Here is a 25,674-nt window from a genome sequence, read left to right as displayed (position 1 = left end):
CTCAGTGCCCGCCCCGTCTTCTTCTAAGGAGCACCCCGTGAAACGCCTTCTGGCAACGTTCGCCGCCCTCGCCACAGCATCGACCCTCGTCGCCTGTGGGGCAGGGGACTCCGAAGACAATGCTGCGCCGTCTGCGCCGGTGAGCACGGACTACTTCGGTTACCAGGTCGCCTCGCGCTTGGTGACCACCAACGCCGCGTCGGCTTTCGGCACGGCGACGAATGCGCAGGTGCTTTCCTCGCGCCTCTACCCGGCGGCCTTCGTGCCAGGGCCCGAGGGGCAGATCATCCCGAACACGGATCTGGTGAAGACGGAAGAGCTTCCGGAGCGAGCGGACGGTCTGCGCCAAATTCGCTACACCATCTCCGAGAAGGCGACCTACTCGGATGACGTCCCGGTCTCGTGCGAGGACTTCCTGCTTGCGTATACCGCAGGCTCCATGCCTGGAACGTTTGGCTCCGATATGCCGGTCATGGCCAGTGACGTGGAGGACGTGCAGTGCGCCGCCGGGGCCAAGGATTTCACGCTCGTGCTCAAGAAGGACAAGGGTGGGCGCTGGCGTCACCTCTTTGGCCCGGGCACGGTGCTGCCGTCCCATGTCATTGCCAAGCAGGTGGGCATGAGTCAGGAAGAACTCGTCACGGCGCTTGAGTCTTGGGATCCCGCGACCGTCGAACCCATCGCGGACGCGTGGCGCTTCGGCTTCATGCTGAGCAAATTTGACCCTGCTACGCAGGTGTCCTACGGCCCGTTTGTCATCGATAAGGTGGGCCCCGAGGGCGAGGTCGTCCTCAAGCGCAACGAGAGCTACTACGGCGATCCGGCCGCGCTTGACACCCTCGTCATCTGGCCGGCGAACGCGGACTCTCGCACACTCAAGGACACGGGCGCGCTGCGCATCGCGGACTCCCCATCAGCGAAGCCGGAGTGGCTCGACGTCAGCGCGGACGACAACCCCTACGAGGTCGAGTCCCACGTGGGCGCGCTCACGGATACGCTCACGCTGTCCGAGGAGGGTCTCTTCGCCGAGAAGTCGATGCGCCAGGCCTTTGCCAAGTGCGTTGATGCTGCGGCCATGGCGAAGGCCAGTTCCCGCGTCTCCGGCGTTGACGTCCCGCCGGTCTACCTGCACACCTTGAGCGCCGGTGACCCCATCGCGGCCCAGCTCAAGTCCATCGGCGACGCGCATGCGGCGGTGGATGTGCAGGGGGCATCGGCAGCCTCTGGCACGACGGTGCGTGTGGGCTACCAGGGCCCGGATGAGCGCCTGGCCGCAATGGTCGCGGCGCTCAAGGACGCCTGCGCCCCGGCCGGCATCACCATTGAGGACTCCTCCTCGGACTTCATGTCCAAGGCCTACCTCGAGATCGACCCGGATACCGGCGCTCCGACCATCGATGCCTTCCTCGGCGCGGTGGATCCGCTGAGCCAATACAGCTCGGTCGACGCCCGCATCGGGGAGGTCGAGGCGCTCAAGAAGGACGAGCTTGCGCTGTGGGACTCCGTACCTGCCATTCCGGTGGCCGCGCAGCCGCGCACCTTCGTCGTCGACCAGTCCGTGGAAGGCGTGCTGCCGAATACCGGCGCGTCTGGCATAGGCTGGAACATGGACCGTTGGCGCGAGGGTAACGCCCCCGCGGCGGCTTCGACGACCAGTTAGACGACCCGTTAGTTGACTAGTCTCTAGGATATAAAGACGTTATGAGCAAGACATACGCCAGCGCCGCAGAGGCGCTCAAAGACAAGATTCGCCTTGTGCCTAACTTCCCGGCTGAGGGCGTGCTCTTCGAGGACCTCACGCCGGTGCTCGCGGACGCGGAGGCCTTTAGGACGGTCGTCGACGGTCTCGCGGAGGCCTGCGAGGAGCTCGGCGCCGAGCTGATCGGCGGGCTCGATGCCCGCGGCTTCCTGTTGGGCTCGGCCGTGGCCTACAAGATGGGCCTGGGCATCCTCGCCATTCGTAAGGCCGGCAAGCTTCCGCCGCCGGTCCTGCACCAGGATTACTCGCTCGAGTATGGCAGCGCGGCCCTGGAAATCCCCGCCGATAGCTCGGAGCTTAAGGGCAAGAAGATTGCCCTCGTCGACGACGTGCTCGCCACCGGCGGCACGCTCTACGGCGCGAAGCTGCTCCTGGAGAAGGCCGGCGCCGAGGTCGTGGGCAACGTCGTCATCATCGAAGTGAAGGGATTGGGCGGACGTGAGCGCCTAGCGGGACCCCCGCTCGTTGTGTTGGGGAACACAGACTAGACTGAGAAGTCCTAGCACTGTTCCCCGTGCCGTGGCCTCGTTCCCGGCGGCGTTGGGGAGCCTCCGAGCAAGAAAGTGGGCGCGCATATGACTAACGACCGCGGCACCAAACGTTCCTCCGCCTCGGGCATGCGCAGCATGTCGGCCCGCCTAGCGCGGTCGCTGACGGGCGGCGGCCGCGTCAAGGTCAACCCGGTTCTTGACCCCTTGCTGTCCATCCACAAGGAGTTTCACCCCCGCGCCGATGTGGCCCTGCTCAACCGCGCCTACACGACCGCCGAGCGCCTGCACGAGGGCGTGTTCCGCAAGTCGGGCGACCCGTACATCACGCACCCGCTCGCCGTGGCGACCATCGCTGCGGAGATCGGCATGGACACCACCACCGTCGTCGCGGCCCTACTCCACGACACGGTGGAAGATACGGATTACTCGCTCGATGACTTAACTCGCGACTTTGGTCCGGAGGTCATGCGCCTGGTCGACGGAGTGACGAAGCTCGACAAGGTGGCCCTCGGCGCGGCGGCGGAGGCCGAGACCATCCGCAAGATGGTCGTCGCCATGGCCACGGACCCGCGCGTCCTCGTCATCAAGGTCTGCGACCGCCTCCACAACATGCGGACCATGCGGTTCCTGCCGCCGGAGAAGCAGGCGAAGAAGGCCCGCCAGACGCTCGACGTCATCGCACCGCTCGCGCACCGCCTGGGCATGGCGAGCGTGAAGTGGGAGCTGGAGGACCTCGCCTTCGCGATTTTGTACCCCAAGAAGTACGACGAGATCGTGCGCATGGTCGCTGACCGCGCGCCCTCGCGCGACAAGGCGCTGAAAGAAATCATCGACGAAGTCTCGCGCGCACTGCGCGACAATGGCATCGACGCCGAGGTCATGGGCCGCCCGAAGCACTACTGGTCGATATACCAAAAGATGATCGTCCGCGGACACGAGTTCGCTGAGATCTTCGACCTCGTGGGCATCCGCATCCTCGTGGACGACGTGAACTCCTGTTACGCGGGTATCGGCGTGGTCCACTCCTTGTACTCGGCGCTGCCGGGCCGCTTCAAAGACTACATCTCCTCGCCGCGCTTTGGCGTCTATCAGTCCCTGCACACCACGGTGATGGCTGCGGGCGGCCAGACCCTCGAGGTTCAGGTCCGCACGCACGAGATGCACTACAACGCGGAGTTCGGCGTCGCGGCGCACTGGCGCTACAAGGAGATGAAAGGCAAGAACGGCCAATCAAACGAGGAAGTCGACCAGATGGCGTGGATGCGCCAGCTTCTCGACTGGCAGAAGGAAGCCGCAGACCCCAACGAGTTCCTTGATTCGCTGCGCTATGACCTCACGAGCCAGCAGATCTTTGCCTTTACGCCCAAGGGTGACGTGGTCAATCTGCCCGCAGGCTCCACGCCCGTGGACTTCGCTTACGCCGTCCACACGGAGGTCGGCCACCGTTGCATTGGCGCGAAGGTCAACGGCAAGCTCGTTGCCCTCGAATCGACCCTGAAATCCGGCGACAAGGTGGAGATCTTTACCTCCAAGGACGAGAACGCTGGCCCGTCCCGCGATTGGCAGGAGTTCCTCGTCTCGCCGCGCGCCAAGGCAAAGGTGCGCCAGTGGTTCGCTAAGGAGCGCCGCGAGGAGCACCTTGAGGCCGGCCGCGACGCGCTCGCCGCCGAGGTCCAGCGCGGCGGTCTGCCCATGCACCGCCTGTTTACCGCGCAGTCGATGAAGCAGGTCGTGCAGCAGTTGCACTTCGCCGACGTGGACGCGCTCTACACCGCCATCGGCGCGGGCCACGTCTCCGCGCAGCATGTCGCCAACCAGCTCATGGCGCTCTTTGGCGACCAGGACGACGCTGTCGATGCTCTCGCGTCACGCACCTCGCTGTCCGAGCTCGAGGCCACCACCAAGGCACACACCGCGGATTCCCACTCGGCGACGGGCGTCCTCGTGGAGGGTAACCCGGACGTCATGGCGAAGCTCGCGAAGTGCTGCCAGCCGGTGCCCGGTGACGAAATCTTTGGCTTCGTCACCCGCGGCGGCGGCGTGTCTGTCCACCGCGCGGACTGCACGAACGCGGAAAAGCTCCGCTCTGAGCCCGAGCGCATGATGCGCGTGGAGTGGGCGACGAGCAAGCCTTCCGATGGCGCCTTTGCCGCCACCGTGCAGCTCGAGGCGCTCGACCGTCAAGGCCTGCTCTTTGAGCTCACCCGCATCTTCAGCGACCAGAAGCTCAACGTGCTCAACATGAGTTCCAACCGCGGCGACGACAACATCGCGACCATCCGCTTTACATTCTCCGTCTCCGATATCAAGCAGCTGGGTCAGCTCATGACCTCGCTGCGTAATACGGAGGGCGTCTTCGACGTCTACCGCGTCACGGCCTAGCCGCGCCGCCCGCCGCCCCGCAGATTCTTCTGTGGGGCGTTTGCATGCCGTTAAAGAAACGCGGCGCGACATCTTGGTGACACCTTGATGAATTTCGCGGGCCAGTCGGGTAAAGGCCCTGTTCATTCGTGGGGATTCGCGCTGCGCGGGGAGGGAATTGGCGTTATAAAGAGGCGTCGTATTGTTCATCCCTCTTTCTCTTTTGGAGCTTTCATGACTAACTTCCGTCGCTTTGGCCAGCTGCTCGCAGCCACGACCGTGACCGCTACCATCCTCACCGGCGCACCCGCCGCCTTCGCCGAGGATTCCGTGACTTTCTCCGTTTCCAACATCACGGACCTGCACGGCCACCTCGCCAATGGCCTCAACACCGAAGAGGGTGCACAAGAGGGCGACGAGATGGGCGTCGCTTTGCTGCAGTCGCTCATCAAGAAGGTCAACGAGGGTCAGAACTACGCGCTGACCACCTCCGGTGACAACGTCGGCGGCTCCGCCTACATCTCCGCTATCTCCGGCGATAAGTACACGATGGACGCGCTCAACGCCATGGGCGTGGCGGCATCGGCAGCCGGCAACCACGAGTTTGACAAGGGCACCGAGGATCTCACGGGCCGCATCACCGCTAGCTCGGACTTCCCGATCCTCGGCGCCAACATCACGAAGGACGGTAAGCCGCTTCTCGATGCCTCCGTGGTCAAGGAGATTGACGGCGTCAAGGTCGGCTTCGTCGGCTCCATCACGAAGAACACCGAGAACAAGGTTGCTCCGGCGCTCATCGAGGGCGTGGAGTTCGGCGACCCGGTCGAGGCCACCAACAAGGAGGCCACCCGCCTCAAGGAGTCCGGCGAGGCCGACGTTGTCATCGCGCTGTTCCACGAGGATGCTCAGGAGTACGCCAAGGGCTTCAACAAGGATGTTGACGTTCTCTTCGGTGGCGACACCCACCTGAAGACCCAGGGCACCGTGGAGCGTGAGGGCGCGCTGCCGCTGCAGTGGGCACAGGGCTGGGAGTACGGCAAGTTGCTCAACGACGTGGACATCACCTTCGACCGCGATGCGGACAAGATCACCGACATCACGCTCACCCAGTACGACGCGACTGCCGCCGCAGACCTGACGGAGGATGAGGCCATCGCGCAGATCGTTGTCGAGGCACAGACCAAGGCCAAGGAGCTGGGCAAGGAAGTCATCGGCACGACCGAGCAGGCCATGTTCCGCGGCTCTGACGAGGGCAAGGATTCCGGCTCCAACCGCGGCGTCGAGTCCACCCTCAACAACTTCATTGCGCAGGCCCAGCGTGCCTCCGTGGCCAAGGCCACCGGCAAGACCATCGACCTGGGTGTCATGAACGCCGGCGGCGTGCGCGCGGACCTCGACAAGGGCGAGACCACCTACGAGGAAGTCTTCACCGTCCAGCCCTTCGGTAATTCCGTCGCGTACGGCAAGATTTCGGGCAAGGACCTCATCCAGGCTTTTGAGAACCAGTGGCAGCCGGGCAATTCCCGCCCGCGCCTGTCCCTGGGCGTCTCGGACAACGTCTCGGTTGTCTACGACCAGACGGCGTTGCAAGGCAAGCGCGTCCAGTCCGTCACCATCGACGGCAAGCAGGTTGAGGCTGAGAAGGACTACACCATCGCGCTGTCCACGTTCCTCATCGGCGGTGGTGACGGCTTCTTCGCCGAGGGCGCCATCAAGGACGTGACTGACCTGGGCTACATGGATACCCAGGCCATGATTGACTACATCAAGGCGGGCGACGCCAAGGTCCGCGCCGGCCAGTCCGACGTGGGTGTCCACATCGACGGCGAGGTAGTCCCGGGCAAGGAGATCACGGTCAACCTGTCCTCCCTCAACTACTCGACCGAGGGCGAGCCGATGGCGAAGACCGTCACCGTGGAGCTCGGCGGCGCGAAGGTCACCGCGGACATCGACAACGCGGCGCAGGCGGGCGACGCCCAGTACGGCGAGCGCGGCCGCGCCTCCGTCAAGCTCACCGTCCCGGAGGGCATCACCGGCGCGCAGGAGCTGAAGATCACCACCGACGCGGGCACCAGCGTCGCGCTGCCGTACGACTTCGGCGGCGACGACAAGGGCGACGGCTCGAGCGATAACGGTTCCAGTAAGAAGGATTCCAGCGCCGACGGCTCCTCCATCGGCGGCGGCATTGCGGCTCTCGTGGCCGTCATCGCCGCGGTCGCTGGCGCGCTGGCCATGGCGGGCAACGCGCTGCCGGAGCCGGTGCGCTCCATCATCGCGCAGCTGCGCGCTCAGCTGAAGTTCTAACACTGAAGTTTTAGCGCTGCCAACCGCACTCAGCGGGGCGTTCCCTCCAGAAACGGCAGGGGGCGCCCCGCTTTCGTGGTGCTGTGGATAGTAGGGTCGAAGACGTGAAAGTTTTAGGCAATGAGCTCGCGTACCAACTCGGCATCGAACCCCACCGCATCATCGTCGTCGTTGTCGCGACCGTGGGGATCTATTTGGCCTTCATGATTCTGGTCAAGCTCTTCGGTTCGCGCGTGCTCACGCCCATGTCCGCGTCGGACGCCGTCATCATCATTATGTTCGGTGCCGTCTCAGGCCGTGTCATCGTGGGCAATCCTCCCACGCTCGCCGCGGGCGTTGTCGGCCTGGCAACCCTGATGGCGCTCGAGGCCGCCTTCGGTACCGTGCGTCGCTACGTGGGCTGGTCGCGTTTCATCGACCGCCGTCCTGTCCTCCTCATGTACAAAGGCCGCAAGCACGTGGAGAACATGCAGTTTGCGCACATCAGTAACTCAGACATCATCTCGGCCATGCGCAAGGCCGGCTTGGGACGCTTTCAAGATGTGCAGGCGATGGTGCTTGAGCCTACCGGCCAGATTTCCATCGTGAAATCGGGCCAACCACTCGACAACACGATTCTCGCCGACGCACGCGGCGCCGTGGAGCTTTGTCAACAGCTCGAGGCCGAACAACGCGAAGCAGAAGCTGCCGCAGCTGAAGAATCCAGCGGGGGAGAGACGCAGGTTGAAAGCAGGGGTACAGCTCAGCCGCCAGTGAATACGCCGACGCTCGACATCAACGCGGCGAAACCCCCTAAGGATACGAACTAGCGCGGATTCGTCGGCGCACATAAGAAACGCCCCGGCGGTGGACTCCAGAATCCAGGAGTCGCCGCCGGGGCGTTGGCGCGTTCGCGGGTAGAGACTACGCAGCGAAAGACATGGCGCTGTCGAGTGCCTTGATGATAGAGGTGAAGACAGAGATCCAGTCGCGGATCTCGCCCGGGCTCACCTCTTCGTCATCGTCGGAAGAGCCAGCGAAGAAGCTGTCGCTCGAGCCAGACTCGGTAGCGGTGACGTCGTCCTCAGCGGCGGCGAAGCCGGTGCCGGCGAAGGTGAGGGCGATGGCGGTCGCACCAGCAACGAGGGTCTTACGGATGGAGTGCTGCATGGAAGTTCCTTTGATTCAGGGTGATGGGGTGGGGATAAGTAGGCTGGTGAGACGGGACGCTTAGACGAAACCGCCCTCGCAACTAGAAAAGGTGGAGGGCGGCTATCTATTCTTCAGTCAAGAAATGCGCGATGCGCTCTGACTTCTTCTTAGAACGGAAGGTCGAAGTACTTGCCCAGGAAGGCGAGCAGGGTGCCCAGGGCGCCGATGACAGCGGTGAAGATGGCGATCCAGTCGCGAATTGCCTGCCGGTCCTCTTTGGAGATCGAGGAGCCATCGTCCTTCTTGTCGTTTTGGTCCTTGGTGGTCCCAGGCTTCTTGGAGTCGTCTGCATCCTTGGAGCCATCCTTGGAAGGGGTGGGGGTGGCGGTTGCGGTTGCCGTGGGGGTGGCGGTTGCGGTTGCCGTGGGAGTGGCGGTTGCGCTGGGGGTGTTGTCCTGAGCGGAGGCAACGGAAGCGCCACCGAAAGCAATGGCAACGGCGGTAGCGGAGGCAATGAGCGCCTTGCGGGAGAAGAACTTCATGTTGTGAATCCTTAAAAAGAAGTCGCGGTGTTACAGACGCGTTTGATAGTAACGGTGTCGTTATAGCTTTGCAAGCGCATTTTGATAATCAACCCCCGATCTGTTATCTCCCTGTGAGCTCGAAAGTTTGGTGGTCTGTGCCTGTTAGATCTATGAGCTGGGCGCCTATCTGAGAGTTTTAAGTTTCTTCTTTAGGAATTGAATGACGCGGGTGTGATTTTGTGTCAATCGTCACAGCTCAATGGAGATGAACATTAAGTGGAGGAGAGGCCCTCAGAACGCCGGCGTGTGCGAGGGTGGGTGAAGGGGCATCGGAAAGCTAGGCAGGACGCAGAATGCCCGCCCCCGGTGAGGGCGGGCTGGGATCAGAGTATTAGGCGACCGAGACGGACTCGATCTTGACTTCCTTGGCGGGGGCACCATCGGTGGCGCCATCCTGGATGCCGAGGCTGGCGATCTTGTCCACGGTCTCCATGCCCTTGTCGGTCACGGTGCCGAAGTAGGTGTAGGCCGGGGCCAGCGGGGAGTCGTCGTAGTTAATGAAGAACTGCGAGCCGTTGGTGTCCGGACCGCTGTTCGCCATGGCGAGCGAGCCCTTGGGGTAGGTCACTGGGGAGGACTGATCCTCGATCTCGTCGGTGGGGTACTCGTTAGCGAACTGGAAGCCCGGGCCGCCGGAGCCGGTGCCGGTGGGGTCGCCGCACTGGATGACGAAGATGCCAGACGAGGTCATGCGGTGGCAGACGGAGTCATCGTAGTAGCTCTGCTTGGCCAGGGAGGTAATGGCGTTGACGGTGCACGGTGCGAGCGCGCGGTCGAGCTCCATGGGGATATCGCCCTGGTTGGTCTTGAACGTGACCTTGGCGGTGCCCTCGGTGGAGATGTCCTTGCCGTCCGGGACCTTGGCGCCGTTGTTGTCGGAACCCTGGGACTCGTTGTAGGTGCACTCCACGGTCTTTGCCAGCGGCGTGGCGCGCTTGCCGGTCAGGGCGACGGCTTCCGGGGTGGCGGTCGTGGTGGCGGCCTGGGAGGACTCGGCGACCGACGCTGCGTCGTCGTTGCTGCGGGTGGCCATGTACGTAATGCCGCCGCCGATGGCGAGAATCGCGAGGAGGGAGGCGAGCACGACGCCGAGCGGGCGGGCCTTTTCTTTGCGGTCGCGAGACTTGAGCTCGCGCTCAAGCTGGTTGAGCGCCTCTGCGCCGCGCTGGGAGTTATCAGCCACTGGAGTTCTACGCTTTCTGTAGGTAACGGGCACGTTTCGGGGGCTCCGTTCGCGCCGCGTGCGGTGGGGCCCGCGGCGCGAGGAAGCTAGCGCCATTATCTTACGCGACGCGGTGTCCACGGTTTCACACGTGGGCACACTGGTCATCCTTTATGACTAGATTAATAGTTACTGTAATACCCCTTGGTATGGCCGCACTCACTTGTACGCTGACTCCGCAGAGACGAATGGTGAGGTGCCGAAGTACAGTCAGACTCTTCTCGCTTTCGAGCTCGTGGGTGCTGACTTTAAGCCGGTGAAGGACTCGGATTTCGCTGGCAAGCGCCTGGTGCTGTCCATCTTCCGGTCGATTGATACGGAAGCGTGCAGCTTCTCTGTGCGCGAGTTCAATGAGCGCGCGGCCTACGTGGAGGACATGATCTCGAATGGCCCGGCGTTCGCGCGGGAGCGTTTCTGCTCGGTGGAGAGTTGTGACGGTGACGGGCTTTCGCTTCACGTTTGTGATGATTACGGCATGACCATCCCCACTCCGCCGGCAAACGGCCTGCCTGCGAGCGGCGTTGTGGTCACGGACCCTGGCCACAAGGTCATCTACGCGGAGCTTGAGTGCTGGCCCGATGACGACGCGCTCTATTCACCGCGCGGTAGTCTCGTCTCCATGGATATTTATGGATTCGGAGCCGGCCCCTACAAGGCAAACACCTATATCATTGCCAACGGTGCGCGTGCTTTTGTTGTCGATCCCGGCCTGCATGCGCGCCAGCGCGTGCTCGATTGTGCAGCCGAGCACTCGTTGACGCTCGAGGCGATTGTGCTCACGCACGGTCATGTGGACCACTCGCGCGAGGCAGGGGACCTCGCGGCGGAGCTCGATATTCCGGTCTATATTCACCCGGACGATGAATTCTTCCTCGACAAGGCCAAGGGCATGTCCGAGCAGTCCCGCCAGCTCTTCGATGCGGAGAATATGGTCCCCATCAAGGACCTGCGCTATCTTTCCGGCTCCACCCTCGAGCTTGCCGATGCCCCCTTTACCCTCCGCCATGCCCCCGGTCACTCGCCCGGGTGCGTGCTCATTATCGGCGAGGATTTTGCGCTTACGGGCGACGTGCTCTTCCGCGGCTCCATCGGCCGCACGGATCTTTATGGTTCGGATCCGGCGGCTATGCAGGCCTCGCTGCGCGGACCCGTGTGGGAGCTTGACGATAAGCTTGCTATTCTGCCTGGCCACGGGCCCACGTCCACCATGCGCGCGGAGAGGGCGACCAATCCGTTCCTCATCCAGATTGGGGAGGTAATGTAGGTGGCCGTGAGTGATAAGAAGCAGTTTAAGGCCCTGTCCGCGCCGAAGGGTGTGCCGGATTATGTTCCGCCGCAGTCGGCTACTTTCTACAAGGTCCGTGAGACCATGGTGCGCGAGGCGCATCTGTCTGGCTTCCAGCACATCGAGCTGCCCATCTTTGAAGACACCGCGCTCTTCGCCCGCGGCGTGGGCGAGTCCACGGACGTCGTGACGAAGGAGATGTATACCTTCGCCGACCGCGGCGACCGTTCCGTGACGCTGCGCCCGGAGGGCACCGCCGGTGTGATGCGCGCCGTCATCGAGCACAACCTGGACCGCGGCCAGCTGCCGGTCAAGCTCAACTACTTTGGCCCGTTTTTCCGCTATGAGCGCCCGCAGGCCGGCCGTTACCGTCAGCTCCAGCAGGTGGGCGTCGAAGCCATCGGCGTCGATGATCCGGCGCTCGACGCTGAGGTCGTAGCCCTGGCCGACCGCTCTTTCCGCGCCCTCGGTCTCTCGCAGTTCCGCCTCGAGCTTACGAGCCTGGGCGATAACACGTGCCGCCCGGCCTACCGGGAGAAGCTGCAGGAGTTCCTCTTCAAGCTGCCGCTCGATGAGGAGACCCGCCACCGCGCGGAGATCAACCCGCTGCGCGTCCTCGACGATAAGCGTGCCGAGGTTCAGGAGATGACCGCGGACGCGCCGCTCATGCTCGACTACTTGTCGCCGGAGTGCCAGGAGCACTTCGAGACCGTCACGGGTCTCCTCGACGACATGGGCGTGGAGTACACCATCAATCCGCGCATGGTTCGCGGCCTCGACTACTACACGAAGACGTGTTTCGAGTTCGTCCACCCGCTCCTTGGCGCACAGTCGGGCATCGGCGGCGGCGGTCGCTACGATGGCCTCATGTCGCAGCTGGGCGGCCAGGAGCTTTCTGGCATCGGCTACGGCCTGGGTGTCGACCGCGCGCTGCTCGCGCTCGAGGCTGAAGGCATTGAGCTGGAGGGCGCTCACTCCCGCGTCGACGTCTTTGGCGTGGCGCTGGGGGCCGAGGCGAAGAAGAAGATGGCGCTGATCGTCAACGACCTGCGCAAGGCTGGTATTTCCGCCGATATGTCCTTCGGCGACCGCGGCCTTAAGGGCGCGATGAAGGGCGCGGACCGCGCCGGTGCCCGCTTCGCCCTCGTCCTCGGCGACCAGGAGCTTGCCAACGGCACGGTGGCGCTTAAGGACCTCGCGGCCCACGAGCAGCACGACGTTCAGCTCGCGGACGTCGCCTCCGAGATTTCTTCGCGTTTGGCCTAGCACCTCGTCCTCCCCGCGCCAGCGTGGCGCGGGGATTTTTCTATTCTTGGTGTCCGGCGCGCACGCCGGCGAGATAGAGGTCAACCATCTGCGCCTCGATGTCGGGCTGATATTCGGCGAGATCCACCGTGCGAGGGCGAGCGAGCGCGAGCAGTCCCGTCACGAATTCGAGGTGGGTCACGCCTGGACCGATGGCGCCGGCCGCCTGGCCGCGCGCGATGAAAAGGTCGCCGCCGACGATGAGCTTTTCCAGCTCGGGCAGCAGCGTCGGGTCAAGCGCAGAGAGTTGCTCGGGGATGAATACCGGGACGAGCGTGGCCGCGCCGATATCGAGCAAGGCCTGGGCGTAGTCATGCACGAGTGCCTGTGCTGCCGCGGCGTCCGCGTCCTCGAGCCGGTGGTTGATGTCTTGCTGACGCTCGAGAAACGCGATGCCCATGCGCTCGGCACACGCGATGGCGAGGGCGTCCTTGTCCGCGAAGTTGCGGTAGAGCGTGGCGATGCCCACGCCAGCACGCTCGGCGACGCGGTCAAGTGTGACCTCTGGACCCTGGGCGCGGAAGAGTTCGATGGCGGCGTCGATGAGGGCATTGCGGCGGCGGAGGGCATCGGCACGCATGTGGAGACACTACTTTCTAGATAAAGACAAGATGGGTTTAGTGTACGACGCGGCACGGTCCGGGGGCGCTACCGGTTGGTCGCTGCGTTTACGCGCGGGAAGCACCGTCGTGGGGAAGTTATCGGGGATCGCACGCAGCGCTCCGACCTCGCGCACAATGGCAGTGTCGTAGACGCTCCGGAGACAATCGACGCGAGGCTCACGTTGAAAGCCACACTACTTGAGCATGGGAACTCCGCCGTAGGTGGGATACTCGCGTGTTCGGCTCCCCGCCGTGGAGTTCGAAAATCTCGGCAAGGCAAAGCGGTTGGATGCGGAAAGCTCCGTAGCGGCCGACGAGGTGAGTGGCGAGATCACCCGAGAGCATCGTTGCGTTAGAACCGGTGAGATAGATGTCGGCGTCTGCTGGTCAGGTGCCTCGCGCCCGATGTAGGCGGAGAGGGCATCGGCAGTGCGGATCGTTCGTCCTTATGCGGATTCGAGGTTGAGGTAGACGATGGTTGTGGCGTGTGCGGCGGCATCGCGCGCCAGTGTCTCGAGGAGGGTTGACGTGCCGCAACGACGCACTCCGGTGAAAACGGAACCGCCTAGCACTCGACCTGGGAGACGGCGAAGCCGAGCGTTTTCGCCAGGCCGCCGATGGAGGTCTCCTTGTACTTGTCCATCATGTCGCGGCCCGTCTCTGCCATCGTCTCCACGACGTCGTCGAGGGTGACGCGGTGTTCGCCGTCGCTCATCTTCGCCAGGCGCGCGGCATTGATGGCCTTGACGGCGCCGATGGCGTTGCGCTCGATGCACGGAATCTGCACGAGGCCGCCCACCGGGTCGCACGTGAGCCCCAGGTTATGCTCGAGGGCGATTTCGGCGGCGTTTTCGACCTGGCGCGGCGTGCAGCCGAGGAGCTCGGCCATGCCGGCTGCGGCCATCGAGGAGGCCGAGCCGACCTCGCCCTGACAGCCGACCTCGGCGCCCGAGATCGACGCGTTCTGCTTGATGATCATGCCCACGGCACCCGCGGTGAGCAGGTAGCGGCGTGCGGACTCGCGCGTGAAGCCCGCCTGGAAGTCGCGCGCGTAGTGGAGCACGGCCGGGATAATGCCGCACGCGCCGTTCGTGGGCGCCGTGACGACGCGGCCACCCGCGGCATTCTGCTCGTTGACGGCGAGTGCGTAGAGGTTGACCCACTCCATGGCGGAGAAGCCGCAGGATTCGTCATCCTGGCGGTCAAGCAGCTGTGTGTAGAGCTTCGGTGCGCGGCGCGTGACGTCGAGGCCGCCGGGCAAGATGCCCTTCGTCGCGATGCCCTGGGTGACGCATTCGCGCATGGTATCCCACACGAGGTCGAGATGGTCGAGCACGGCTTGGGCGCCACCCTCGTCGGCATGGAGCTTTTCCTCGTTAGCGAGGACGACCTGCCACACCGGCAAGCCGGTGCGCTCGCAGTGGGCGAGGAGCTCGGCACCGGTGGTAAACGGATAAGGCACCACGTCATCGACGGAGGCGGCGGCCATGCCCGCGGGGACCTCGTCCGAGGCGCGCAGCTGGGCGTCGAGCTCGGCGCGCGAGAGGATAAAACCACCGCCCACCGAGAAGTACTCGGAGTTCGACGCCACGAGGTTGCCGTCCGCGTCCCAGGCACTGAAGATGAGGCAGTTGGGGTGTTCAGGCACCGGCGTCGGGTCGAAACCGATCGAGAAATCGAGCGAGCCCAGCGGGCCCTTGACGCGGCCGGCGGAGGGGATAATCGAGCCAGGTGCGGGTTTGGCGTCGAGCGGCACGGTGAGCGGCTCCCAGCCGGCAAGTCCCAGGATGACCGCGCGGTCGGTCGCGTGGCCCTTGCCCGTGGCGGCGAGCGAGCCGCGCAGCTGTGTGTGGACCTTCGCCGGGAACTCTGGCAGAGACTCCACGAAAACCTTGGCCGCGCGCATAGGGCCAACGGTGTGCGAGGAGGAGGGGCCGATGCCGATCGAAAAGATATCGGTGACGCTAATAGTCATGGAAAGATGAGTCCTTCGGAAAATTGGGGGTTGCCAAAGGGATGACGACCCATCCTAACGCGCGGCCGCGATCGCGCCGCGCTGGCCCACGAGAGTGGGGTTAAATGGGGGTATTCGCAAGGTTCGCCCAGCTCATGCATAGTTTACGTCCGCCTGCAATAATGCAGACGGTCGCGGCGACGGACTAGTCGCCGGTATGTCCGCCCAAGAGCTGCTCGAAGGGCACGAAGTCTTCCTCGAGGTCGAGGCCCGTCTTTCGGCGCGGGGAGGCGTCATCATTGCTACCGATGCCGCTGAGTCCCCCGACGCGGTCCGTGGGCGCCACCATGAGGTCCGCGAGCTGAGCCGCGGCGCGTTCGATCCGGCGTGCAGTCTGAGCGCCTTCCTCGGAGCCGAAGGAGTCCATGGACTGGTAGATGCCCGTGGGTACGACGACGGCGTGCAGGTAATTAAACAGCGGGCGCATAGCGTAGTCGAGCATGAGTGCATGCCGCGTGGAGCCGCCCGTGGCACCAATGAGCGTGGGCAATCCGTCGAGCGCGTGCGTGTCGAGCGTATCGAAGAACATCTTGAACAGTCCCGAGAAGCTGCCCTGGAACGCCGGGGTCACGGCGACGAGCCCGTCCGCTGTGGAGATCGCGCGCTTGGCTTCGTCGAGGTGCGGGGTCACCGCGCCCCAGTTCGTCATGGCTTCGGCGAGCTCACCGGCGAGCTCGCGCAGCTCGAAGACGGTGGTCTTAACGCCCTCGCCGCGGGCGGTGATTTTGGATGCGGTGGCTGCGGAGAGGGCATCGGCAAGCTTGCGGGTGGAGGAGGGAGTAGACAGGCCGGCGGTGATGACGACGAGGTTACGCATGGTTTTCCTCCTTGGCGGGTGCGACCTGGAAGTGCGGGGCGTCGCGGTGGTCCTGGAGCCAGCCGTGGGTGGGCGGATCGGACGGGACGTGGTCCGGGCGGCGGGCCTCCATGCGGCGGCGCAGCTCGGGCACGACCTCAGTGCCGAGGATTTCCACTTGCTTGAGCGCGAGCTCCTGAGGGAGCCCTGCGTGGTCGACAAGGAAGAGCTGACGCTGGTAGTCGCCCACCCAGTCCGCGAACTGCATGGTGCGATCGATAACCTGCTCCACGGTGCCGACGGTCAGTGGCGTCTGTGCGGTGTAGTCCTCGAGCGAGGGACCGTGGCCGTAGACCGGCGCGTTGTCGAAGTAAGGACGGAAGGTGTCCTTGGCTTCCTGCTCCGTGTCTGCGATGAAGACCTGGCCTCCCAGGCCGACGATGGCCTGATCTGCGCGGCCGTGGCCGTACTTCTCGTAGCGGCGGCGGTACATCGCGACCATCTTCGCAGTGTGTTCCTTGTTCCAGAAGATGTTGTTGTGGAAGAAACCGTCGCCGTAATACGCGGCCTGCTCTGCAATCTGTGGGGAGCGGATGGACCCATGCCAGACAAACGGCGGCACGCCGTCGAGCGGGGCCGGGGTGGAGACGTACGACTGCAGCGGCGTGCGGAACTTGCCCTGCCAGTTGACGACGGGTTCGCGCCACAGGCGACGAAGGAGGTGATAATTCTCAACGGCGAGCGGGATGCCCTGGCGGATATCTTTGCCGAACCACGGGTAGACCGGGCCGGTATTGCCCCGGCCCATCATGAGATCCACGCGGCCGCCAGCGAGGTGCTGAAGGAAGACGTAATCCTCGGCGATCTTCACGGGATCGTTGGTCGTAATCAGCGTCGTAGACGTTGAGAGCTGAATTTTCTTTGTCTGCGCCGCGATGAAAGCTAGGTGCGTCGTGGGGGAGGACGGCACGAACGGTGGGTTGTGGTGCTCGCCGGTCGCGAAGACGTCAAGTCCGACTTCCTCGGCCTTGAGCGCGAGCTCCGTCATGTTCTGAATGCGCTGCGCCTCGGTGGGCGTGGTGCCGTTGGTGGGGTCTTTCGTGACGTCACCGATGGTGAAGATGCCAAACTGCACGGCCGTGGCCTTTCGCTATAGTTAATTCAGTAGCTATTTACGTTTAATCCTTGAATAATTCTATATGACGTAACAACAACCGGAAATTCATCTATTCCCACTCGACGGCGTCGATGAGTTCAGACAGGTCAGAGGGTGTGATGATGCGAATGGGGCTTTGGTTCTTCTTACCGTGCTCCGTCATGACGGCTGCACATGCGTGTGTGCCGTCCTTCGCGGGATCCGTCAATGCGTCGATGGCCTCTTGCGCGGTGGCCTGGCGGTCGAGGAACACGGCGCGGTCCGCAGGCTCGCCGAAAGTGAGGACTTCTCGCACGGTCACGGCGTCGAGCTGGTTATTGTCCTCAAGGTCTGCAGCGACCCAGCGGGTGATGACGTTGGTGGTGAGCAGCTGAAGGAAGGATCCATTTTCGTAGATGGGGATTTGCGAAAAGTCGTGCTGGGCGATGAGGCTGAGCGCCTGCGAGATGGGTGCGTCGGGTGCCAGCACGGCAACGTCCTGTCCACCCAGGATTGTAAAGGCCGTGGGCGGATTGATGAGGAGGTCGCGCAACCTTTCGATGCTCTCGACGACGCGCGGGTGTGGCTCTGCGATGGGATCGCCGTCGTAGTAGCGGCCATGCGCGATAGCGTTGCGCAGGTTGGAATAATCCTTGAGCGTTTCTGCCTGCTTGCCCGAGAGGATGTGACGCTCTACGGCGCGGTCTGCCATCCACCAGAACGAGTCAGAATTCTTAGCGTTGAGCCGGGAGCGCAAATGCTGTTCGATGTCATTGAAAGCGGCGAAGAAAGCTGCGGAGGTGTGCGTCATGGTGCCCGAGTCTACCTGCGTGTCTGCGCGTGTGGTCGCGAAAAATGTGTCTCGCCGCCGTCCTGGGGTGAGGGCGGCGGCGAGTGGTGCGGAGCGTTGATTAGAACGTGACGCGGAGGATAGCGACGGTGACCGCGGCGATGCCCGCGGCGGCCGGAAGCGTGATGACCCAGGCGAGGGCGATAGGCTTCATGAGGTTCCAGTTGGCTGCCTTGTTGACGATGCCGACGCCGAGCACGGCGCCGATGAGGATGTGCGTCGAGGAGACCGGCAGGCCGAGCAGAGACGCGGCCATGACGACGGCGGCGGCAGAAAGCTCGGCGGCGAAGCCCGAGGACGGGTGCATCTGGGTAAGACCCGAACCGACGGTCTGGATGACGAAGCGGCCGATGAACCATAGGCCGGCGATGAGCGCGATGCCCATGGCGATCATGACGGGAGCCGGAACTGCGGCTTCGTCCGCGATTTCGCCCTTCTTCAGGACGTCAATGACGGCGACGAACGGGCCAATTGCGTTAGCGATGTCGTTGGAGCCGTGGGAGAACGCGAACGCGGACGCGGTGAAGACCTGCATCCAGCTAAAGAGTAGGAAGGTGGAGCGGTCCAGCGAGTGCTTCTTTAGCGTACGGGCGAAGATGAAGACGGCCATCCACACAGCGGCGCCGACCATGCCCATCACCAGGAAATTCTGCAGGGCGGAGAAGTCGAGGCCGACGTTATTGAGACCCTTGAAGAGCATCATCGCGGAGATAATGACGGCGCCGATGGCGGCCAGCAACGGAACCCAGTTCTCCAGGGCGCGGTGCGCCTGGACGTTGTCCAAGTCCTTGTTGATGTGGTGGAGCTCGCGGTAGTAGTCCGACTCGAGGAGGTCCGGGTCATAGTCTTCCTCGGCGACGAGCGTGGCGTCACGCGCCATGGCGTTCGTGTAGGAAATTTGCTGCAGCTCATCCATGCGCTGGAAGCGGGATTTGTGCTCCTGGCGCAGCTCGGCGCGGCGCAGCGTGATCTCGCGCAGTTGCGTATCTGCGGCCTCGTTGTAGACGAGGATGGAGCGCTTAATCCAGCCGAAGAGCAGCCACGCAGCCACTCCGCCGAGGACCGGGGAGAGGACCCAGGAGAAGGCGATGGTGCCAATTTCGCCCCACTGCACCATGCTCCAGCCGCCCTTACCCGTGATGAAGCCTACGGTGAGTGCGGCGCCGACGATGCCGCCGACGATGGAATGGGTGGTTGAGACCGGCCAGCCCATGCGGGTGGCGACGAGCAGCCAGATGGCGGCGCCGAGGAGTGCCGACATCATGATGTAGACAAACTCCATCGGGTCGAGGCCATTGATGGCGTTTAAGTCGACGATGCCCGAGCGGACGGTGTCCGTGACTTCGCCGCCGGCGAGGATCGCGCCGGAGACTTCGAAGATGGCGGCGACCACGAGGGCCTGTTTCATAGACAGCGTGCCAGCACCCACGGAGGTACCGAAGGAGTTGGCAACGTCGTTGCCGCCAATGTTGAAGGCCATGAAGACCGCAAAGATGACGGCGGTGATGAAGACGATCTTGCTGGAGTCAGTGGCGACATAGCCGTTGGTCCAGAACAAGAACCAAATGAGTGTGACTGCAAGGAGTAGACCGAATGAGAGGTGCCAAATCCAGTCGTTATTCTTCTGCTCGCCGGCGACGCCCGTTGCGGACGCGCTAGGAGAGGGGGTGGTGGCTTGTGACAACGACTATTCCTTTCGCATCTAAGAACCGTACGGAGGAACTTATAGGACGAAGGTGTACGGGATATGAACACAAACCAGCTTCGGAGTGTCGATATACAAAAAGAAGCCCGCCCGATCGGTGAGATTGCCCACCGGTGAACGGGTATGTGACCTGGACTGTATTTATGCAGCTAGACCTTAAGATTTATAGGCGCCGCGCTCCAAGTAGTCGCACGCGGACATCGTGCCCTCACGGTAGCCCGTGAGGAAGGCGTTGCCACGCTGTTCCGAAGAACCGTGCGTCCACTGGTCGGGGCGGACCTGGCCACCGGAGCGACGCTGAATGTTGTCGTCGCCCACGGCGCGGGCGGTATCGATGGCGGACTGCGCCTGCTCGTCCGTGATTTTTTCGATGTACGGCTCCTCGCCGTTGGCGCCTGGCTCGGAGGCATAGTGTGCCCAGATGCCGGCGTAGCAGTCGGCTTGCAGCTCGATCTTCACCGCGTTGGAGTCTTCGCCCGGCTGGTTGTAGTTCGACAGGCCGAGCGTGCCTTCGATCTGCTGGATGTGGTGGCCGAACTCGTGCGCCACGATGTACTCCTGTGCAAGCGGAGCATTCTCGGCGCCGAATTGGGTGAGCTGGTCAAAGAAGGACGTGTCGAAGTACGCCGACTGATCGGCCGGGCAGTAGAACGGGCCGGTCTGAGCGCTGGCGTAGCCGCAGCCGGTATTGACGGCGTCCTGGAAGATGACCTGACCCGGCTGGGTGTATTCGAGGCCCGCCTGTTCGGGCAGGATGGCCGTCCACACTTGGTCGACGGAACGAGCCGTCGCCTCGACGCGGCAGTCGTCGTACGTGTTGGCGGCTTCCGCGGAGTCGCAGTGCGCGAGCGGATCGGTTCCGTCCGTGGATTCTCCGGATTCGACCTGGCCCTGAGAATCGTTCGCGCCCAGCATGCCGCCTAGGTCACCGGGATTGCCGCCCATGAGCAGGAACAAGCCGATGAGGAGCAGGGTGCCAATGCCGCCGCCGGCCGCAATGGTTCCGCCGCGGCGACCGCCTGAACCCGATCGTGCGCGCCTGCCTTCGTAATTTGCTCCTGAGCGAAATGTCATAAAATCAATCCAACCATAGTTTCGGACTACCCGTCCCGCAGGGTGGGGTAAAAGATAGGTAACGGGTGTGTATCCGGCGTCCGCAGGTTACTCACCCGGACGGGTGGGAGGTGACCTCATCACTGCCCGGCGAGGCGGGGGCGGGTAAACTTGAGGGCCGCCCTTTATGACACAGTGCGCCGCGCCGCGGAGCACGGCGCCAGGTGGGGTGCCGCCCCGGGTCCAACGCGGATCCATTCGGCGGGAACACGACTTGTGGGTCATACTGCGCGCGCCGTTTACGCGTGGCGGATGGTCCCGAGAAATAAAAATCTGAAAGGAATGAGCACTAGTGCTGCGTACCCATTTGGCAGGCGAGCTTCGTAAGGAGCTAGCCGGTGAGACCGTGACGCTGACGGGCTGGGTTTCCCGCCGGCGCGACCACGGCGGAGTGATCTTTATCGATCTGCGCGACCGCTCCGGTATTGCCCAGGTCGTCTTCCGCGAGTCCGAGGTTGCTGAGCGCGCCCACGATCTGCGCTCCGAGTACTGCGTTAAGGTCACCGGCGTCGTAGAGCCGCGCCCGGAGGGCTCGGCTAACCCGAACCTCGCCTCGGGCGAGATCGAGGTCAACGTGTCTGACCTCGAGGTCCTCAACAAGTCTGCTGCGCTGCCGTTCCAGATCGATGACCCCTCCACCTCCGGTGAGGTGGGTGAGGAAGCCCGCCTGCGCTACCGCTACCTCGACCTGCGCCGCAAGTCCCAAGGTGATGCCCTGCGACTGCGCTCTGCCGCCAACCGTGCTGCGCGCAAGGTCCTCGACTCGCACGACTTCACGGAAATCGAGACCCCGACGCTCACCCGTTCTACGCCGGAAGGCGCCCGCGACTTCCTCGTACCGGCTCGCCTGAAGCCGGGTTCGTGGTACGCCCTGCCGCAGTCCCCGCAGCTGTTCAAGCAGCTGCTCATGGTCGCTGGCATGGAGCGCTACTACCAGATCGCCCGCTGCTACCGCGATGAGGACTTCCGCGCTGACCGCCAGCCGGAGTTTACCCAGCTCGACGTCGAGATGTCCTTCGTCGATCAAGACGATATCATCGCGCTGGCCGAGGAAATCCTCGTCGAGCTATGGAAGCTCATCGGCTACGAGATCACCACGCCGATCCCGCGCATGACCTATGACCACGCCATGAAGTACTACGGCTCCGATAAGCCGGATCTGCGCTTCGACATCAAGATCGTCGAATGCACGGACTTCTTCAAGGACACCACCTTCCGCGTGTTCCAGAACGAGTACGTCGGCGCCGTCGTCATGGACGGCGGTGCCTCGCAGCCGCGCCGTCAGTTCGACGCGTGGCAGGAGTGGGCGAAGCAGCGCGGCGCTAAGGGCCTGGCCTACATCACGGTGGGCGAGGACGGCACGCTTGGCGGCCCGGTCGCTAAGAACATCACCGACGCTGAGCGCGAGGGCATCGCTGCCCACGTCGGCGCGAAGCCGGGCGACGCGATCTTCTTCGCCGCCGGTGACACCAAGTCTTCCCGCGCGCTGCTCGGCGCCGCGCGTGGCGAGATCGCCAAGAAGCTCGACCTCATCAAGGACGGCGACTGGGCCTTTACCTGGGTCGTCGACGCCCCGATGTTCGAGCCGTCCGCAGACGCGACCGCCTCCGGTGACGTCGCGCTCGGCCACTCCAAGTGGACCGCCGTGCACCACGCGTTCACCTCGCCGAAGCCGGAGTTCCTCGACTCCTTCGACAAGGACCCGGGCTCCGCGCTGGCCTACGCCTACGATATTGTCTGCAACGGCAACGAGATTGGCGGCGGCTCCATCCGTATCCATCAGGATGATGTCCAGAAGCGCGTCTTCGACGTCATGGGCATTGGCGCAGAGGAAGCCCAGGAAAAGTTCGGCTTCCTGCTCGACGCTTTCCAGTACGGCGCTCCGCCGCACGGCGGCATCGCCTTCGGCTGGGACCGTATCGTCTCCCTGCTCGGTGGCTTTGAGTCCATTCGCGACGTCATTGCCTTCCCGAAGTCCGGCGGCGGCGTCGACCCGCTTACCGATGCCCCGGCACCGATTCCGGCCGCGCAGCGTAAGGAGACCGGCGTGGACTTCAAGCCGGAGAAGGCGAAGAAGGACGCCGCCCAGGCTTAAGGCGAGCCTGTCGAGGCTTCGGCTGCTGCGGACCGGCGTGCTTTACGCGCACCGGTCGCAGGTAGCCTGAGCCCATGCCCACGGCGCGGCCCACGCGGCCGCGCCGCCAAGACTTTCTATTTCGCGTGCGCATCCATGCCGCACGCACTCGTGCAGGAGGCTGTAGAGACCATGGACGCAGCGACGGGTAGTGCCGCGCGCGATGGCGCGCTAGGCGCACCGCACGCTCCCCAAGAAGACCTTGACGTCAATCGCGTCGTCGCCATTGCGCGCGACCTTTTGGCGCGGCGCTTTGGCGGTACGCCGGACCTTGGCGACGTCGAGCTGCTGGGCGGCTCGGGCAACGCCACGGTCGTCCGCGCGCGGCTGTCCTCGTCGGCGTTCCTTCCACACCGCTCCGTCGTGGTCAAGCACATGCCCGTCACGGGCCACGCCATCGACGACTCGGCGTTCATGCGTGAGGTCGTTGCCTACCAGTTCACGACCTCGCTTCCCGAGGACGTGCGCCCTGGTCCGGTGCTGCTGGCCTATGACATGGACCAGCGCATCGTCGTGCTCACCGACATCGGCGACGCGGACACCCTCGTCGATCGCCTGCGCACCGCCGATGACGCGGAACGCATCAAAATTGTGCGCCTGCTCGGCGAGCAGCTCGGCCTCATGCATGCGGGCACCGCCAGCCGCGAACAGGACTATGAGGCGCTGCTCGCGCGGATGCTGCACAAACACCCCGAGTACCGCGAGAACCAGGTTAAGCGAGACGATGCACTGCAGCGCTCTATTCTCATGGGCCTCGACCTCCTGCGCGACGCGGGTCTCGAGCCGCCCGCGGAGTTCACGGAGCTGGCCACGCACGCCACCGAGATCCAGCAGTCCGGCCGCTCCCGCGCGTTTACGCCCTTTGATCTCTCGCCGGACAATATCGTGGTCGGCGACAAGATCTACTTCCTCGACTACGAGTGGGCCGGTTTCCGCAACGTCGGATTCGACGTCGCGTGTGTCATCGCCGGATTCCCGCAGTTCCTCTTCTCGCGCCCCATCTCCAACGAGGAGGCCGACGTCTTCGTCGGCGCCTGGGCCCGCGAAATCGCGGAGACCTGGCCACGCTACGCGGACGAGGGCAAGCTCCACCGCCTGCTTGTATCCTCGCTCATCGGCTGGGCATTGTCTTCGGTGACCATGCTCTATGCCGATAGCTTGGAGGGCATCCTCGCGCTCGCGCGCGGCGAGGACATCCTCGACACGGAAAACCGCGAGTCCATCCTCCGCAGCCCGGACGAGGGCCACTTCAGCGAGGACGAACTGCTCGTGCGCCAGGACCTCTTCGAGACCTTCGAGGCACTCGGCCGCTTCGCCGCGCAGTGCGAGACCGACGAATGCCTGGCCGTCTCCGTCTTCGCGCAGACCGTCGCCGCACGCCTTCTCCCGCCATCCACGTACTGATATGGCGCAGGAATCCCTCTTCGGCGAGCCTGCCGATGCTCCCTCCGGCGCAGCGCCCCGCCCCGGCCGCGATCTCTTCGCTACGCATGCAGGCAGCCCGCTCGCCGCGCGCATGCGCCCGCGCACGCTCGACGAGGTGCTCGGCCAAGACCATCTGCTCGGCGAGGGCAAGCCGCTGCGCCGCCTCGTTGAGGGCTCCGGCGAGGCCTCCGTCATCCTCTACGGCCCGCCTGGCACGGGCAAGACGACCATCGCGTCGCTCATTGCGTCGGCCATGGGCCAGAACTTCGTGGGGTTGTCCGCGCTCGACTCGGGCGTGAAGCAAGTCCGTGAGGTCATCACGCACGCGCGCCAAGAGCTCATCCAAGGCCGACGCACCGTGCTCTTTATCGACGAGGTCCACCGTTTCTCCAAGACGCAGCAAGATGCTCTGCTTGCCGCCGTGGAGAACCGCACCGTGCTGCTCGTCGCCGCGACGACGGAGAACCCGTCGTTCTCGGTCGTGGCACCGTTGCTCTCGCGCTCGCTGCTGCTCCAGCTCAACTCGTTGGAGCCGGAGGATCTGAAAACCTTGGCGCGGCGGGCCTTGGAGGACGAACGGGGCATCGGCAAGCGCGTGGGAGCTACAGAAGAGGCGCTGGACCAGCTGGTCCAGCTGGCGGGCGGCGACGCCCGGCGCACGCTGACCTACCTGGAGGCCGCGGCCGAGGCTGTGCCGGACGGCGGGGAGATCACCCCGCAGACGATCAAGGACAACGTCAACCGCGCCGTCGTTCGCTATGACCGCGACGGTGACCAGCACTACGACGTCGTGAGCGCGTTTATTAAGTCCATCCGTGGCTCGGATGTGGACGCGGCGCTGCATTACCTCGCGCGCATGATTGAGGCGGGGGAGGACCCGCGGTTTATTGCGCGGCGGCTTATGGTGCATGCGTCTGAGGACATCGGGATGGCGGATCCCACGGCGCTGCACACGGCCGTCGCGGCGGCGCAGGCGGCGCAGCTTATCGGTCTGCCCGAGGCGCGCATTCCGCTCGCGCAGGCGACCATTCATCTCGCGACGGCGCCGAAGTCGAACGCGGTTATCGCGGCGATTTCCGCCGCGCAGGCGGACGTCGCCGCGGGCAAGATCGGCCACGTCCCGCCCCATTTGCGCGACGGCCACTACGAAGGCGCGAAAAAGCTCGGCCACGCGGTGGGCTATAAATACCCGCACGATGACCCGCGCGGCGTCGTCGCGCAGCAGTATCTGCCGGACGAGCTGGCGGGCGCGGTCTACTACGAGCCCACCAATCACGGCGCCGAGTCGCGCATCCGCGATTACCTGGGGCGGCTGCGCAACCTCATTCGCGGGAAAAATTAGCGGCGCGTTTGCGCGCCCCGGTTCCGCCCGATGTGCGGGGAGCGGGTAAAGTTGTGCGAGTTAAACCCAGGGGCGCGCTGCGCCCCGCTGACGCTACCGCACATAAGGATGTTTGC

At 64.1% G+C, this 25,674-nt stretch carries 20 protein-coding genes; 10 read left to right on the top strand and 10 right to left on the bottom strand.

Going from position 1 to position 25,674, the window contains the following annotated elements; translation table 11 throughout:
* The first annotated feature begins 37 nt into the window (after nt 1-37).
* From ABJ196_RS03580 to ABJ196_RS03560, 5 genes are all read left to right on the top strand, one after another.
* A complete protein-coding gene (locus ABJ196_RS03580; protein WP_347305254.1) occupies nt 38-1,660 on the top strand; it encodes an ABC transporter substrate-binding protein in 1,623 nt (540 codons plus the stop codon).
* A 41-nt stretch (nt 1,661-1,701) separates the two neighbouring features.
* Nucleotides 1,702-2,247: an adenine phosphoribosyltransferase gene (locus ABJ196_RS03575; protein ID WP_347305253.1), complete on the top strand. Its 546-nt coding sequence runs from the start codon at nt 1,702-1,704 to the stop codon at nt 2,245-2,247.
* Between the two features lie 87 nt (nt 2,248-2,334).
* Nucleotides 2,335-4,632, top strand: coding sequence for a bifunctional (p)ppGpp synthetase/guanosine-3',5'-bis(diphosphate) 3'-pyrophosphohydrolase (locus ABJ196_RS03570; RefSeq protein ID WP_347305252.1), 2,298 nt, complete (start codon nt 2,335-2,337; stop codon nt 4,630-4,632).
* 213 nt (nt 4,633-4,845) lie between these two features.
* Nucleotides 4,846-6,915, top strand: coding sequence for a bifunctional UDP-sugar hydrolase/5'-nucleotidase (locus tag ABJ196_RS03565; RefSeq protein ID WP_347305251.1), 2,070 nt, complete (start codon nt 4,846-4,848; stop codon nt 6,913-6,915).
* 104 nt (nt 6,916-7,019) lie between these two features.
* Nucleotides 7,020-7,724, top strand: coding sequence for a YetF domain-containing protein (locus tag ABJ196_RS03560; RefSeq protein ID WP_347305250.1), 705 nt, complete (start codon nt 7,020-7,022; stop codon nt 7,722-7,724).
* Between the two features lie 94 nt (nt 7,725-7,818).
* Here ABJ196_RS03560 and ABJ196_RS03555 read toward each other — a convergent pair whose 3' ends face one another.
* From ABJ196_RS03555 to ABJ196_RS03545, 3 genes are all read right to left on the bottom strand, one after another.
* Nucleotides 7,819-8,064, bottom strand: coding sequence for a hypothetical protein (locus ABJ196_RS03555; protein WP_141628958.1), 246 nt, complete (start codon nt 8,062-8,064; stop codon nt 7,819-7,821).
* Between the two features lie 149 nt (nt 8,065-8,213).
* Nucleotides 8,214-8,588 carry a hypothetical protein gene (locus ABJ196_RS03550; protein ID WP_347305249.1) on the bottom strand — a complete coding sequence of 125 codons (375 nt, stop codon included), beginning with the start codon at nt 8,586-8,588 and terminating at the stop codon, nt 8,214-8,216.
* Between the two features lie 373 nt (nt 8,589-8,961).
* The gene (locus tag ABJ196_RS03545; protein ID WP_257034691.1) at nt 8,962-9,813 is read right to left on the bottom strand and encodes a peptidylprolyl isomerase; all 852 of its coding nucleotides are present in this window, start codon (nt 9,811-9,813) and stop codon (nt 8,962-8,964) included.
* Nucleotides 9,814-10,471: 658 nt separating this feature from the next.
* On the opposite strand from ABJ196_RS03545, the gene ABJ196_RS03540 reads away from it, so the two are divergent.
* Nucleotides 10,472-11,116, top strand: coding sequence for an MBL fold metallo-hydrolase (locus tag ABJ196_RS03540; RefSeq protein ID WP_347305310.1), 645 nt, complete (start codon nt 10,472-10,474; stop codon nt 11,114-11,116).
* 6 nt (nt 11,117-11,122) lie between these two features.
* The gene (gene hisS, locus ABJ196_RS03535) at nt 11,123-12,403 is read left to right on the top strand and encodes a histidine--tRNA ligase (RefSeq protein ID WP_257052215.1); all 1,281 of its coding nucleotides are present in this window, start codon (nt 11,123-11,125) and stop codon (nt 12,401-12,403) included.
* 40 nt (nt 12,404-12,443) lie between these two features.
* Here hisS and ABJ196_RS03530 read toward each other — a convergent pair whose 3' ends face one another.
* The 7 genes from ABJ196_RS03530 to ABJ196_RS03500 form a co-directional block, all read right to left on the bottom strand.
* Nucleotides 12,444-13,022 (bottom strand): helix-turn-helix domain-containing protein, encoded by a 579-nt coding sequence (locus tag ABJ196_RS03530; RefSeq protein ID WP_347305248.1) that lies wholly within the window; start codon nt 13,020-13,022, stop codon nt 12,444-12,446.
* A 587-nt stretch (nt 13,023-13,609) separates the two neighbouring features.
* Nucleotides 13,610-15,019, bottom strand: coding sequence for an L-serine ammonia-lyase (locus ABJ196_RS03525; protein WP_347305247.1), 1,410 nt, complete (start codon nt 15,017-15,019; stop codon nt 13,610-13,612).
* Nucleotides 15,020-15,203: 184 nt separating this feature from the next.
* Nucleotides 15,204-15,875: an FMN reductase gene (locus tag ABJ196_RS03520; protein ID WP_347305246.1), complete on the bottom strand. Its 672-nt coding sequence runs from the start codon at nt 15,873-15,875 to the stop codon at nt 15,204-15,206.
* Nucleotides 15,868-16,989: an LLM class flavin-dependent oxidoreductase gene (locus tag ABJ196_RS03515; RefSeq protein ID WP_347305245.1), complete on the bottom strand. Its 1,122-nt coding sequence runs from the start codon at nt 16,987-16,989 to the stop codon at nt 15,868-15,870. Before ABJ196_RS03515 ends, ABJ196_RS03520 begins: the two co-directional genes overlap by 8 nt.
* 91 nt (nt 16,990-17,080) lie before the next feature.
* Nucleotides 17,081-17,800 carry a CBS domain-containing protein gene (locus ABJ196_RS03510; RefSeq protein WP_347305244.1) on the bottom strand — a complete coding sequence of 240 codons (720 nt, stop codon included), beginning with the start codon at nt 17,798-17,800 and terminating at the stop codon, nt 17,081-17,083.
* A gap of 100 nt (nt 17,801-17,900) precedes the next feature.
* Nucleotides 17,901-19,448 (bottom strand): inorganic phosphate transporter, encoded by a 1,548-nt coding sequence (locus ABJ196_RS03505; protein WP_347305309.1) that lies wholly within the window; start codon nt 19,446-19,448, stop codon nt 17,901-17,903.
* A 252-nt stretch (nt 19,449-19,700) separates the two neighbouring features.
* Complete coding sequence (locus ABJ196_RS03500) at nt 19,701-20,618, bottom strand: neutral zinc metallopeptidase (RefSeq protein ID WP_347305243.1); 918 nt, start codon at nt 20,616-20,618, stop codon at nt 19,701-19,703.
* 331 nt (nt 20,619-20,949) lie between these two features.
* Here ABJ196_RS03500 and aspS point away from each other — a divergent pair, with 331 nt between their 5' ends.
* From aspS to ABJ196_RS03485, 3 genes are all read left to right on the top strand, one after another.
* Complete coding sequence (gene aspS / locus ABJ196_RS03495) at nt 20,950-22,752, top strand: aspartate--tRNA ligase (protein ID WP_347305242.1); 1,803 nt, start codon at nt 20,950-20,952, stop codon at nt 22,750-22,752.
* A gap of 135 nt (nt 22,753-22,887) precedes the next feature.
* Complete coding sequence (locus ABJ196_RS03490) at nt 22,888-24,195, top strand: phosphotransferase (protein WP_347305241.1); 1,308 nt, start codon at nt 22,888-22,890, stop codon at nt 24,193-24,195.
* Between the two features lies 1 nt (nt 24,196).
* On the top strand, nt 24,197-25,558 hold the full coding sequence (locus tag ABJ196_RS03485) for a replication-associated recombination protein A (RefSeq protein ID WP_347305240.1): 1,362 nt from the start codon (nt 24,197-24,199) through the stop codon (nt 25,556-25,558).
* Nucleotides 25,559-25,674 lie beyond the last annotated feature (116 nt).

It is taken from the genome of Corynebacterium sp. SA-MJD20WY100, from assembly GCF_039822565.1.
GTDB lineage: Bacteria > Actinomycetota > Actinomycetes > Mycobacteriales > Mycobacteriaceae > Corynebacterium > Corynebacterium phoceense_A.
This window is presented reverse-complemented; position numbering and strand designations above follow the sequence as displayed.